The organism is Janthinobacterium fluminis (assembly GCF_028595325.1).
Lineage (GTDB): Bacteria > Pseudomonadota > Gammaproteobacteria > Burkholderiales > Burkholderiaceae_D > Janthinobacterium > Janthinobacterium fluminis.
Genome location: NZ_JAQQXR010000003.1, coordinates 547,341 through 560,356, shown reverse-complemented (window position 1 = coordinate 560,356; position 13,016 = coordinate 547,341). Strand labels below are relative to the sequence as shown.

At 68.9% G+C, this 13,016-nt stretch carries 11 protein-coding genes; 7 read left to right on the top strand and 4 right to left on the bottom strand.

Annotated elements, in window-relative coordinates; genetic code table 11:
* From OIK44_RS11015 to OIK44_RS11005, 3 genes are all read right to left on the bottom strand, one after another.
* The gene (locus tag OIK44_RS11015; RefSeq protein WP_273670793.1) at positions 1 to 792 is read right to left on the bottom strand and encodes a mechanosensitive ion channel family protein; all 792 of its coding nucleotides are present in this window, start codon (positions 790 to 792) and stop codon (positions 1 to 3) included.
* 162 nt (positions 793 to 954) lie between these two features.
* The gene (locus tag OIK44_RS11010; protein ID WP_273670792.1) at positions 955 to 2,130 is read right to left on the bottom strand and encodes an MFS transporter; all 1,176 of its coding nucleotides are present in this window, start codon (positions 2,128 to 2,130) and stop codon (positions 955 to 957) included.
* Positions 2,127 to 3,311 (bottom strand): serine hydrolase domain-containing protein, encoded by a 1,185-nt coding sequence (locus OIK44_RS11005; protein WP_273670791.1) that lies wholly within the window; start codon positions 3,309 to 3,311, stop codon positions 2,127 to 2,129. The genes OIK44_RS11010 and OIK44_RS11005 overlap by 4 nt, the downstream gene beginning before the upstream one ends.
* A 122-nt stretch (positions 3,312 to 3,433) precedes the next feature.
* On the opposite strand from OIK44_RS11005, the gene OIK44_RS11000 reads away from it, so the two are divergent.
* Complete coding sequence (locus OIK44_RS11000) at positions 3,434 to 4,375, top strand: LysR family transcriptional regulator (protein WP_273670790.1); 942 nt, start codon at positions 3,434 to 3,436, stop codon at positions 4,373 to 4,375.
* Here the strand turns inward: OIK44_RS11000 and OIK44_RS10995 are convergent.
* The gene (locus tag OIK44_RS10995; RefSeq protein WP_273670789.1) at positions 4,330 to 5,010 is read right to left on the bottom strand and encodes a GntR family transcriptional regulator; all 681 of its coding nucleotides are present in this window, start codon (positions 5,008 to 5,010) and stop codon (positions 4,330 to 4,332) included. The genes OIK44_RS11000 and OIK44_RS10995 overlap by 46 nt on opposite strands.
* 194 nt (positions 5,011 to 5,204) lie before the next feature.
* On the opposite strand from OIK44_RS10995, the gene OIK44_RS10990 reads away from it, so the two are divergent.
* The 6 genes from OIK44_RS10990 (at position 5,205) to OIK44_RS10965 (ending at position 12,871) form a co-directional block, all read left to right on the top strand.
* Entirely contained in the window at positions 5,205 to 6,344 is a 1,140-nt protein-coding gene (locus OIK44_RS10990; RefSeq protein ID WP_273670788.1) for a Clp protease/crotonase-like domain-containing protein, read from the top strand.
* Positions 6,345 to 6,357: 13 nt separating this feature from the next.
* Complete coding sequence (locus OIK44_RS10985; protein ID WP_273670787.1) at positions 6,358 to 7,872, top strand: AMP-binding protein; 1,515 nt, start codon at positions 6,358 to 6,360, stop codon at positions 7,870 to 7,872.
* Between the two features lie 53 nt (positions 7,873 to 7,925).
* Positions 7,926 to 8,963 carry a TRAP transporter substrate-binding protein DctP gene (dctP, locus tag OIK44_RS10980; RefSeq protein WP_273670786.1) on the top strand — a complete coding sequence of 346 codons (1,038 nt, stop codon included), beginning with the start codon at positions 7,926 to 7,928 and terminating at the stop codon, positions 8,961 to 8,963.
* On the top strand, positions 8,960 to 9,514 hold the full coding sequence (locus OIK44_RS10975) for a TRAP transporter small permease (protein WP_273670785.1): 555 nt from the start codon (positions 8,960 to 8,962) through the stop codon (positions 9,512 to 9,514). Before dctP ends, OIK44_RS10975 begins: the two co-directional genes overlap by 4 nt.
* Entirely contained in the window at positions 9,511 to 10,863 is a 1,353-nt protein-coding gene (locus tag OIK44_RS10970; protein WP_273670784.1) for a TRAP transporter large permease, read from the top strand. Before OIK44_RS10975 ends, OIK44_RS10970 begins: the two co-directional genes overlap by 4 nt.
* 322 nt (positions 10,864 to 11,185) lie before the next feature.
* Positions 11,186 to 12,871, top strand: coding sequence for a methyl-accepting chemotaxis protein (locus OIK44_RS10965; RefSeq protein WP_273670783.1), 1,686 nt, complete (start codon positions 11,186 to 11,188; stop codon positions 12,869 to 12,871).
* Positions 12,872 to 13,016: the final 145 nt, after the last annotated feature.

Below are 13,016 nucleotides of genomic sequence, written 5' to 3'. Positions count from 1 at the left end.
CTAGCCGGCGCGGCGCTGCATCGTGCGCCTTTCGGTGAACGAGCCGGCCGCCGCCCCTTCGGCCAGGTTGGCGGCGGCCTGCGCGGTGCGCTCCAGCTGGCCGGCGTTGCGGCGGCCCCGGTCGTACCAGTTGCGCACGATCTGCGCCGCCGTCTCGCGCCCGCCCAGGCCGAACGACAGGCCGAGCGCCAGCGCCAGCGCGCCCACCACCGCCATGAACAGGGTGTTGACGAGCGTCGTCGCGATGCCGATCTGGTTGACGGCGACGACGATGCCGAAGGCCCAGATCAGGCCCGAGGCGACCTTCGCCAGCATGTCGGGATTGCTCAAGCCGCCTTCGCTCGCGGCGCCGCGCACCACGCTGCTCAAGGCGTTCGCCGCCAGCCCGGCGATGACCAGCACCACCAGCGCCACCGCCACGTTCGGCAGCCACATCAGCAATTGGCGCAACACGTCCGACACGGCCGGCAGCCCCAGCGCGTCGAAGGCCACCACCAGCGCAACCAGGCGCACGAACCATTTGACGACGGCGCCTATCATGCCGGCCGAATCGGTGCCGCTGCCCATCTTCTGCACGAAGTCGGAAAAGCCCGAGCGCTGCGCCAGCTCGTTGAACTTGACGGTCCGCAAGATCGCGGCGACGGCCTTCTCGAACACGGCCGCGACCATCCAGCCGACGATGAGGATGACGACAAATCCCAGGATTTTCGGGATGGACGAGAAAAACAGGGCCATGGCCGCCGCCAGCGACGTCATCAACGCGGTGCTCCATTCGGTGATTTGCGTTTGCATAGTTGCTCCAGTGTGCGTGGATTGATCGGATACGCGAACCGGCACGGAAGCGCCGGCTTTAGCCAATAGACCCGGCGCGGTGGGAAAAGTTTATGCTATCCCCGGCCGGTTTGAGCAATTCGCAGGCGGATCTGTGCACCGCGCAAGGAAACGCCGTCCGTGTCAGGCCGCCCGCAAACGCCCGCGCGGCGCGCCGTACAGCGCCAGCCGGGCGCCGACCAGCGCCGCCGCCAGCGCGGCAAACAGCAGGCCGCTGCCGATCGTGCCGGCCATACCGAAGCGGCTGATGCCCCAGCCGCCGGCCAGCGATCCCACCGTCACGCCCAGGTTGATGGCGGAGATATACACGCCGACGGCGAACTCGGGCGCCTCGCGCGCCTCGGACGTCAGCCACACCTGGGTGACGATCAGGCCGCTGGTGTGGGCGGCGCCCCAGAACAGCGCGATGGCCGCCATCGCCGCCGTGCCCGCCTGGCCGGCGCCGTAGTGCAGCAGCAGATAGGCGGCGGCCAGCGCCAGCGGATGCAGCAAAACGGTGCGCGCCGCGTTCCCGGCCAACAAGCTGCCGGCCAGCAAATTGCCCAGCACGCCGCCAACGCCGAAGATCACCAGCATGGCGCTGATCATGCGCCCGTCCATGCCGGTTTCCCGGCGCAGGTACTCGGCCGCATACGCGTACAGCGAGAACATGGCGGCGAAGATCATCACGGCGGCGGCGATATTCAGCCACAGGGCCGGCTTGCGCAGGATCGCCAGTTGCCGGCCGTAGGGCAGCGCCGCGCCCGCCGGCGCGGACGGCAGCCACAGCATCACGCCGAGCGCGGCGACGGCGTTGGCGGCGGCGCACAACAGGAAGGACGCCTGATACGAGTACTGCGCCGCCACCCAGGTCGTCATCGGGATGCCCAGCACCATGCCCATGCTCGTGCCGACCAGCGCGTGCGCGCCGGCCCTGCTCGCCTGCGCCGGCGGATACAGCGCGGCGGCGGCCACCATCGCCAGCGAGAAATACACGGGGTGGCACAGCGCCGCGACAAGCCGCCAGCCCATCAGCGCGGCAAAGCTGTCCGCATACGCCGACAGGGCGCTGACGGCGGCGAACAGCCACAGCGAAGCCACCAGCACGGTCTTGCGCCGCCAGCGCGACGCCAGCAGCACGAGGAAGGGGCCGAGGGCCGCCACCACCAGCGCGAACATGCCCACCAGCAAGCCGGCTTGCTGCGCCGTCACCCGGTAGCGTTCGATGATGGCGGGCAGGATGCCGACCACGCCGAACTCGATGCAGTAGACGCCGAACAGGCCGGTGGCCAGGAAGATCAGCGGATGCGGCCGCCTCATTGCGGCGCTCCGGCCGGCACGCCGTAGACGGCCTCGCACAACTGGGACACGAAGGGCCCGGACATGCCTTCCAGCGCCGTGTTGGTGAACGCCACCACACTGAGTTCCCGCAGCGGGTCGACGAACCAGGAATGGCCGTAGGTGCCGCCCATGCGCCAGGTGCCGGGCGATTCCGGCGTGGCGGCGGCGCGCGGGTCCTTGAGCACGGTGAAGCCCAGGCCGAAACCGCGCCCCGGCCAGAACGCCATCGGCAGGTCGCCGATCTGGTTGCGCGCCATGTCGCCGGCCAGCGCGGCCGGCAGCACCGGCGCGCCGCCCAGGCGCAGCGCTTCCAGCAGGCGCAGCAAGTCGCCGGCCGAGCCGACCATGCCGGCGCCGCCGGACGGGTAGGCGGCGGCGTCGAGCGCCCGCTGCGGCGCCAGCAGGAAGCCCGCCGTGCCGTCCAGGAAGGGCAGGTGATCGGGTTCGCGCAGGCGCCGCGGCGCCGCCTCGGCGCCGGTGTAGGCGGCCGCCAGCCGCTGCGGGTCGACGGCGACGAAGTCCGTGTCGCGCATCTCCAGCGGCCCCGTCACCAGCGTCCGCACGGCGTGCGCCAGCGGCGTGCCCGTCACCGCCTCGATCAGCGCGCCCAGCACGTCGGTGGCGATCGAATACTTCCACGCGTCGCCCGGCGCGTACAGCAGCGGCACCGATGCCAGCCGGCGCAGGTTCTCCGCCAGCGTCAGACCCGAACTGTCCATGCCGTCGGAAACGCCGGCGCGCGCGTAACTGCCGCCCTCCTCCTGGAAGAAGCGGTAGCCCAGGCCGGCCGTGTGCGTCATCAACTGGCGCACCGTCGGCGCGGCCGGCGCGCCGTCCGGCAGGCGCGGCTGGAACGCCGGCAACCAACGGGCCACGCTGTCGTCGAGGCTCAGCCTGCCCTGGGCCACCAGCGCCAGCGCCGCCACCGAGACGATGGGCTTGGATACGGAGGCCAGGCGGAACAGCGCGTCCTCGCGCATCGGCCGGCCGGCCTCGCGGTCGGCCATGCCGGCGGCGCGGCGGTAGACTTCCCGCCCGGCGCGGGACACCAGCACGACGGCGCCGACCAGGCGGCGTTCGGCCAGGGCGGCGTCCAGCACGGCGTCGATGCGGCCGGCCAGCGCGGACGCGTAGGGGGAGGGGGGATTGAGCAGTGCCATGCGAAGCTTCCTTCATAAACGGTGGATGGGATGGCTTCCAGCATAGGCGCGCGTCGGGGAAAGAAAAATGGGCTATAGTTCCCGACTTAGCGGACGCCGATGTCCGCAATCAGGGAGGATGCATGGACAATCTGGCGGGCTTCACGGCCTTCGTGCAGGCGGCGGAAACGCGCAGCTTCGTGGCCGCCGGGCGCTTGCTGGGCGTGTCGGCCTCGGCCGTCGGCAAGAGCATCGCCCGGCTGGAGGAAAGGCTGGGCGTGCGCCTGTTCCACCGCAGCACGCGCAGCATCACCTTGACGGCGGAGGGGACGGTGTTCCTGGAGCGCTGCCGCCGCATCCTCGGCGAAATCGAGGCGGCCGAGCTGGAGCTGTCGAACAGCAAGGCCAGGCCGGGCGGCAAGCTGCGCGTCAGCCTGCCGCTGGTCGGCAGCCTGCTCAATCCCGTGCTGGCCGGTTTCGCGCGGCAGTATCCGCAAGTGGAGCTGGACTTGGACTTCAGCGACCGCCGGGTCGAGCTGATCGAGGAGGGTTTCGACGCCGTCGTGCGCGCCGGCGACAGCGACGACTCGCGCCTGATGAGCCGCCAGCTGGGCAGCTTCGAGCTGCAACTGGTGGCGGCGCCCGCCTATCTTGCCGGGCGCGCCGCGCCCGTGCATCCGGAAGAATTGCGCGCGCACCGCTGCCTGCTGTACAAATTCCCCAGCACCGGCAAGAGCGAGCCGTGGCCGCTGGCGGACTGGGACAAGCTGTACGCGGCGGGCCTGCCGACGGCCATCAGCTGCAACACGGTCGACGCGCTGATGCACTTCGCCATCGCCGGCCTGGGCATCGCCTGCCTGCCCGACTTCGCCGTGCGCCAGGCCCTGGCCGCCGGCACGCTGCAGCGCGTGTTGGAGGGCGCCACGCGGCACGCCGGCGCCTTCCGCGTGCTGTGGCCGTCCAGCAAACACCTGTCGCCCAAGCTGCGGGTCTTCATCGACTATCTGAGCGAGCGGGTGTTCCCCGCCGGCGCGGCCACTCAGGCCATGCCGTTTTCCACCGCGCGCGACAGGATGAAGACGTAGTCGGAGAATTCCGGGCGGTGGATGTCGAGGTGCTGGAACATCAGTTCGGCCGCGACTTCGCCCTTGCCGGCCTGGATCGCCTCGGCGATGGCGACGTGCTCCTGCGCGGTGGCGCTGCGCCGCCCGGCGACGCGGTGGATGTGGCCGCGGTAGGGCGCGGCGCGGCGGCGCAACTGCTTGATCGAATCTTCCAGCAACTGGTTGCAACTGCCGGCGTACATCAATTCGTGAAAGCGGGTGTTCGAGGCAGTGTAAACGGCGGCGTCCTCGTCCAGCGCGGCGTCGACCGTGTCGCGCGCGGCCAGCAGCAGTTGCACCGCGTCGGCCGGCTTGATGCGCCGCGCCGCCAGCCGCGCGGCGGCCGACTCCAGCACCGCCAGCATTTCAAACAGCTCGAACACATTGGCCAGCGTGATGCGCGCCACGAACACGCCCTGGCGCGCGCGGTGCTCGGCCAGGCCGTCCGCGACCAGGCGGTTCAGCGCCTCGCGGATCGGCGTGCGCGACACGCCGAAGCTGGCGGCCAGCACCCGCTCGTCCAGGCGCTCGCCGGGCGCGTAACTGGCGTTGAGAATGGCCGCTTCGATCGCACGACTGATCCGTTCGGCCTGCGGGACGCTCTCGTTTTCTGACATGGCTTTCAATCCCCGGAAATAATCCGGAAATCATACAGCAGTTCCAACCTGGTACTCAGCATGATGAGAATAAAAAACCACACATATATTTTGGTATACCAAAAATAGTTAACGGTATATATTCTGTTCAAGCGCTTCTGCACGGAAAAGCGGCAATCAAGCGAGACAGCAGCACACCCACAGGAGGATTCACCTTGCCTCACACCACCTTCACCCAGGCGAGCGCCGCGCAAAGGCTGGCCGCGCTGTTCTCCCCCGACAGCGCCACGCCGCTGGACTCGGCGTCGACGCTGCGCCTGACGAGCGGCGTCATCGACGGCCACCCGGTGCTGGCCGTCGCCACCGACCCCGGCGCCGAAAAAGGCGTGTTCGGCATCGCCGAATGCGCCGGGCTGCGCGGCGCGATCCGGCTGGCGCGCGAGGAACGGCGCGCCCTGGTGCTGCTGCTCGACTCGGCCGGCGCCCGCCTGTACGACGGCGTCGCCATCCAGGGCGCGCTGCGCGGCCTGATGCGCGAGCTGCTCGACGCCGGCCTGGACGGCCTGCCCGTCATCGCCCTGCTCGGCCGCAATGTCTTCGGCGGCGCCAGCATGCTGGCCCTGGCGGCCGAGCACCGCTGCTACGCGCCGGCCACGCTGCTGGCGATGAGCGGCCCGCGCGTGCTGCAAACGGGCGGGGACGACCACGCCGCCGTCATCGCCGCCATCAACGGCACGGCCCGCAGCCGCTTCGGCGGCGCCGAGGAACTGCTCGACGACACGCTGGCAGCCTATGCCTGCGCGCTGCGGCAATGGCTGGGCGCGCGCCGCGCCGCCAGCCCGGCCGAGGCCCTCTTCGACGAGCGCCTGATGCTGGAGCGGCGCCTGCGCGCCCATCCGCGCACGCCGGCCGCCGCGCTGCACGTCGAGCGCGCCGCCGGCGCCCTGTCCTGCCGCCAGCACGCCTTCGTCGGCGCGGCCGACGCGCTGCAACTGGCGGCGCTGGCCAACAGCGCCGACGGCGCGCTCGACCTGCGCCTCGACTGCATCGGCCACAGCATCGACCTCGACGACGAGCGCGCGCTGCTCAGCCAATACCTGGTGCACCTGGCGAAAACCCTGCGCCTGCGCGTGCATGGCGGCGAAGCGGTGCACCTGCATATTGGCGGCGCCATCTCCGGCGGCCTGTACATCGCCAGCGCCGGCGCCGCCAGCAGCGTCGCCATCGTCCCCGGCGGCAGCGTGCGCACCCTGCCACAGGCGGCGCTGGAGCAAATCCTGCACCGCCCCGCCGACAACGCCCCCGCCCCCTACGCGGCATGCGGCGTGGCCGACACGGTTTCCCTCCACCCTTGATCCGACAGCCGCCATGAACGCCAACCTCTTCGCCACCTTTGAACGCATCGCCCTTGCCGCCGGCGACGCCGCCTTCCTCGACACCGACACCGGCCCCGGGCTCAGCTATGCCCAGATGCTGGCCCTGACGGCCCGCTACGCGAATACGCTGGAACGCCTCGGCGTGCGGCCGGGCGACCGGCTGGCGGTGCAGGTCGACAAATCCGTGCAGAATTTTTGCCTGTACCTGGCCGCGCTGCGCATGGGCGCCGTCTACCTGCCGCTGAACACCGGCTACCAGCTGGGCGAACTGGCCTACTTCCTGGAAGACGCGACGCCGCACGTGTTCGTCTGCGCGCCGGCCGGCCACGCCGCCAAGAGCGCGCTGGCGGCCCAGCACGGCGTCGCCCACACGCTGACCCTGGACGAGGACGGCGGCGGCTCCCTGAGCGCGCTGGCGGCGGGCGAGCGGGACCGCTTCGCCACCGCCACGCTGGCGGCGGACGACATCGCCATCATCATCTACACCTCCGGCACCACGGGCCGCCCGAAAGGCGCCATGCTGACCCACGCCAACCTGCTCAGCAACGGCCGCGCGCTGACCAAGCTGTGGAACTTCGGCGCCGCCGACGTGCTGCTGCACGCGCTGCCGCTGTTCCACGCCCACGGCCTGTTCATCTCCAGCCACTGCGCGCTGCTGTCGGGCAGCCGCATGCTGTTCCTGAAAAAATTCAAGGCCGAACAGGTGGCGGCCCTGCTGCCGCGAGCCACCGTGATGGTCGGCGTGCCGACCTTCTACACCCGCCTGCTCGACCTGCCGGCCTTCGACGCCGCCAGCGCCGCCAATATGCGCCTGTTCATCTCCGGCTCGGCGCCGCTGCTGGCGGAAACCAACCGCGCCTTCGCACAGCGCACCGGCCAGATCGTGCTGGAACGCTACGGCATGACGGAGTCGGCCATCATCAGCTCCAACCCCTGCCACGGCGAGCGGCGCATCGGTTCGGTCGGCCTGGCCATCGACGGCGTCGAGGTGCGCATCGCCGACGCCGACGACATGGCCTTGCCGGCCGGCGCAGTCGGCGGCATCCAGATCCGCGGCAGCGGCGTGATGAAGGGCTACTGGCGCAAGCCGGAGCTGACGGCGGCCGAGTTCAGCGCCGACGGCTGGTTCCGCACCGGCGACCTGGGCACGCTGGGCGCCGACGGCTACCTGAACATCGTCGGGCGCGCCAAGGACCTGGTCATCAGCGGCGGCTACAACGTCTATCCGAAGGAAATCGAGATGGCCATCGACGCCCTGCCCGGCGTGCTGGAGTCGGCCGTCATCGGCGTGCCCGACCGCGATTTCGGCGAAGCCGTGACGGCCGTCGTCGTCTGCCGCGGCGCGCCCCTGGACGGCGCCGCCGTGATCGCGCCGCTCAAGACGCAACTGGCCAACTACAAGGTTCCCAAGCACGTCCACTTCGTCGCCGAACTGCCGCGCAACGCAATGGGAAAAGTGTTAAAGAACGTACTGCGCAGCACCTACGGCGGCGACAAGACGGCCTGAGCCGCATCCGCATTTTTCAGCCATTCATATCCATTCCCTTGGAGGAGACGAGCATGACCCCATCCATCGACACCAAGCGCCGCCTGCTGTGCGGCGCGCTGGCCGGCCTGCCCCTGGTCGGCCTGCCCGGCGCGGCGTTCGCCCAGGCGGGCGCGCCGCTGAAGATCTCGCACCAATTCCCCGGTTCGACCGGCAACGACGGCGATTTCCGCGACCGCCTGTGCCGCCTGTTCGCGGCCGAGGTGGAAAAACGCTCCGGCGGCGCGCTCAAGTTCAGCGTCTACCCGGGCTCCTCGCTGATGAAGACCAACGCCCAGTTCAGCGCGCTGCGGCGCGGCGCGCTGGACCTGAGCTTCTTCCCCATCTCCTACGCCGGCGGCGAAGTGCAGGAATTGAACATCGCGCTGATGCCGGGCCTGGTCACCTCCTACGAGCAGGGTTACGCCTGGCACACGGGGGCGATCGGCAAGGCCCTCAACGACCTGCTGTTCGACAAGGGCGCGGTGCCGATCAGCTGGGTGTGGGAAGCCGGCAGCATCGCCAGCCGGACCCGCCCGGTGATCCTGCCCGCCGACGTCAAGGGCATGAAGATACGCGGCGGCAGCCGCGAGGTCGACCTGATGCTGAAGGCGGCCGGATCGGCCGTCGTCACGCTGCCGTCGAACGAGCTGTACGCGGCCGTGCAGACGGGCGCGGTGGACTCCGCCATCACCTCCTCGACCAGCCTGCTGTCCTTCCGCCTGGAGGAGGTGTCGAAGCACCTGACGACGGGCCGCGGCAAATCGTTCTGGTTCATGGCGGTGCCGCTGCTGATGTCGCGCGCCGTCTTCGAAAAACTGCCCAAGGACCAGCAGGCGCTGATCATGACGGTCGGCGCCGAGGTCCAGAAATACGGCCTGGAGGCGGTCAAGGCGGACGACGTCGCGCTGGCGGCCGCGTACCAGAAAGCCGGCGCCAAGACCTACGACCTGGACGCCGGCGCCGTCGACAAATGGCGCGCCATCGCCCGCGACAGCGCCTGGAAGGACTACGCCGCCAAGTCGGCCAACTGCGCGCGCCTGCTGCAGATGGCGGAAAAGGTGGTCGCATGAGCCACGCCCTCGACCTGGCGGCGCCGACGCGCGCGCCGGCGCCGGCCGCCGGCCTGCTCGGCCTGGCCGTGCGCGCCCTCGACGCCGTCAACCGCGCCATCCTGGCCCTGTCGATGCTGGCCATGCTGGCCGCCGCCGTCATCCTCACCACCAGCGTGTTCCTGCGCTACTACCTGCACGCCCCCACCGACTGGCAGGACGAGGCCGCCGTCTTCCTGCTGGTCGGCGCCACCTTCCTGTGCGCCGCCCACGTCCAGCAGCACCGCGGCCACGTCGGCATCGAATCGCTGGCCGGCATGCTGCCGGCCTGGGCCAACCGGCTGCGGCGCATCTTCTGCGACGCCGCCTCCTGCCTGTTCTGCAGCTTCTTCGCGTGGAAAGCGTGGCAGATGCTGCACGAAGCCGTCGTCGACGGCCAGACCAGCGCGTCGGCGTGGGCGCCGCCGCTGGCCATCCCCTACAGCACGATGGCGGTCGGCGTGACGCTGCTGGCCCTGCAACTGCTGGTGCAAACCCTGCAGCACTTCCAAGCCGCCGCGGAGGCCGCATGAGCACCGCCATGATAGGCGGGCTGTACGGCCTGGGCACGCTGCTGCTGATGTTCTCCGGCATGCCGATCGCCTTCGCCCTGGGCGCCATCGCCGTCACCTTCATGATCCTGTTCATGCCCGGCGCCTCGCTCGACACCGTGACGCTCAACGTCTACGAGGAAATGGCCAGCATCACCCTGCTGTCCATCCTGCTGTTCATCCTGAAGGGCGCGGCGATCGGCAAGTCGCGCGCCGGCGCCGACCTGTACGCGGCGATCCACGCGTGGATGCACAAGATACCGGGCGGACTCGGCATCGCCAACATATTCGCCTGCGCGCTGTTCGCGGCGATGGCCGGCTCCAGCCCGGCCACCTGCTCGGCCATCGGCGGCGCCGGCATCCCGGAAATGCGCGCGCGCGGCTACTCGCCCGGCTTCGCGGCCGGCCTCATCGCCGCCGGCGGCACGCTCGGCATCCTGCTGCCGCCGTCGATCACGATGATCCTGTTCGCGGTGGCGGCCGAGCAGTCGCTGGGCCGCCTGTTCCTGGCCGGCATCGGCCCGGGCCTGCTGCTGGTCGGCCTGTTCTCCATCTACGCCGCCTGGCGCTACCGCAAGGAATACCGCCAGGCGCTGGCCGTCTACGCGGCCGGCGGCGCCAAATCGGCCTGCCTCGACGAACAGACCATGACGCTGACCGACAAGACGCGCATGCTGCCGCGCGTGCTGCCCTTCGTGGTCCTGCTGATCGGCGTCATGGTGGCGCTGTACGGCGGCTACGCGACGCCGTCGGAAACGGCCGGCCTGGGCGGCGTCCTGGCGCTGGGCCTGATCGCCATCGTCTACCGCATGTGGCGCCCGGCGCAACTGACGCCGATCCTGGCCAGCGCGCTGAAGGAATCGACCATGCTGATGTTCATCATCGGCATGTCGCTGCTGTACTCCTACGTGATGAGCTACCTGCACATCAGCCAGTCGGCGGCCGAGTGGATCGTCGCGCAGCAATTGTCGAAGTGGGCGCTGCTGGGCACCGTGCTGTCGCTGGTGATCGTGCTCGGCTTCTTCCTGCCGCCGGTGTCGCTGATCCTGATGACGGCGCCCATCATCCTGCCGCCGCTGAAGGCGGCCGGCTTCGACCTGATCTGGTTCGGCGTCGTCATGACGGTGGTCATGGAAATGGGCCTGATCCACCCGCCGGTGGGGCTGAACATCTTCGTCATCAAAAACGTCGCGCCCGACATTCCGCTGCAGGACGTGATACGCGGCGTGCTGCCCTTCGTCGGCCTGATGTTCGTCGCCGTCGCGCTGCTCTGCCTGGTCCCCGGCATCGCCACCTGGCTGCCCGACCTGGTGATGGGCGCGGCCACCTAGCGGCAAAAGCTGGGGACAGACCACGATTTTCAAGACAATATTTCTTGAAAATTGTGGTCTGTCCCCAAGCGTGCGCTGCTCTGCCCGGTTCCAGGCATCGCCACCGGCTGCAAAAACAGAACAGCAGGGGACAGACCACGATTTTCAAAAAAAGATTTCTTGAAAATCGTGGTCTGTCCCCTGCTTTTGCTTGACTTGCGTGGTAGCCGTGCAGCCATACTTATTGCACTGCAGCATTTTCTTTGCTACCATTCATCGTTTCTAATTTGCAACCTTGGCGTAACCGACAACGCCCTCCGCGCCACCCACCTCTAAGGAAGCTATGTCCACCACCCATTTCAACATCGGCACCCGGCTCGGGCTGGGCTTCGCCGTCGTGCTCGGCCTGCTGCTGGCCGTGCTGCTGCTTGGCCTGAATTCGATGTCGCGCATCGGCGAGCGCACCCGCGACATCATCGACGATAAGAATGTGAAAACGGCGGCGGCGAACACCATGGTCGACAATGTCCGCAACGTGATTTTCTCGATCAGCAGCATCGTCATCGCGCCGACCGACGAGGTGGTGCAGGCGGAGCTGGCCAAGGTGGCCGACGCGCGCAAGAAATACGGCGCCGCCAAGGAATTGTTGACCAGCAAACTGGCGAACGACAAGGAAAAAGCCATGATGACGGTCGTCAACGACCTGATCAAATCGGGCGCGGTGAAGAACAACAAGGTCATCGAATTGCGCAAGGCCGGCCAGATCCCCGAGGCCGTGGCCGCGTTCACCCAGGAGGCGGCGCCGTCGCTGCAATTGCTGCTCACGGCCATCAACGACATCGTCAGCTACGAGGCGGAGCAGGCGAAGCTGGCCGGCACCGAGGCGGAAGCCGTCTACAGCCACGCGCAAACGCTGATGCTGACGCTGGGCAGCATCGCCATCCTCGTCGGCGCGCTGGTGGCGTGGTTCATCACGCGCTCGATCACGCGGCCGATTAACGCCGCCGTGGCCGTGGCCGAGACGGTGGCCTCGGGCGACCTGTCCTCGACCATCCACGTCAACAGCAGCGACGAAACAGGCCGCCTGTTGGGCGCGCTGAAGGCGATGAACGACAGCCTGCTGAAGGTGGTCGGCCAGGTGCGCAGCGGCACCGACACGATCGCCAACGCCTCCAATGAAATCGCCGCCGGCAACCTGGACCTGTCGGCGCGCACCGAGGAACAGGCCAGCTCGCTGGAAAAAACCGCCTCGTCGATGGAGGAGTTGACCAGCACCGTCAAGCAGAACGCCGACAACGCGCGCCAGGCCAACCAGCTGGCGCAAAGCGCCTCGGAAGTGGCCACCCGCGGCGGCGCCATCGTCTCCGAAGTGGTCGAGACGATGGGCACCATCAACGCCTCGTCGCGCAAGATCGTCGACATCATCGGCGTCATCGACGGCATCGCCTTCCAGACCAATATCCTGGCGCTGAACGCGGCCGTCGAGGCGGCCCGCGCCGGCGAGCAGGGCCGCGGCTTCGCCGTCGTCGCCAGCGAGGTGCGCAACCTGGCGCAGCGCTCGGCCGGCGCCGCCAAGGAAATCAAGGACTTGATCGCCGCCTCCGTGGCCAACGTCGACGCCGGCTCGAAGCTCGTCAACGACGCCGGCCAGACCATGGGCGACATCGTCGACAGCATCCAGCGCGTCACCGACATCATGGGCGAGATCACCTCGGCCAGCCAGGAGCAGACCAGCGGCATCGAGCAGATCAATATGGCCATCGCGCAGATGGACGAAGTCACCCAGCAGAACGCCGCGCTGGTCGAGGAGGCGGCCGCCGCCTCGCAAAGCATGCAGGAGCAGGCCGCCAGCCTGGCCGACGTCGTCGACTTCTTCAAGACCGGCGCCGGCGCCGCCGCGCCGAGGCCGGCGCCAGTCAAGGCGGCGCCGCGCCCGGCCGCGGCGCCGCGCGCGCCGGCCAGGCCCGCCCTGCCCGCCGCGCCCGCCAAGCGCGCGGCGGAAAAAGAAGAGGCTTGGGAAGAGTTTTAAAGCAGCAAGCCTCATGGCCACGTACCGGCGCCCCGGTCCGTGGCTTTTTTTTTGTGCAGCGCCAGCACCCCGGCAATATGTAGCTATTGCCAATCTTTATTTCCCGTTGACAACTTTGTTAAAATAAGTTACATTTACACTCTAT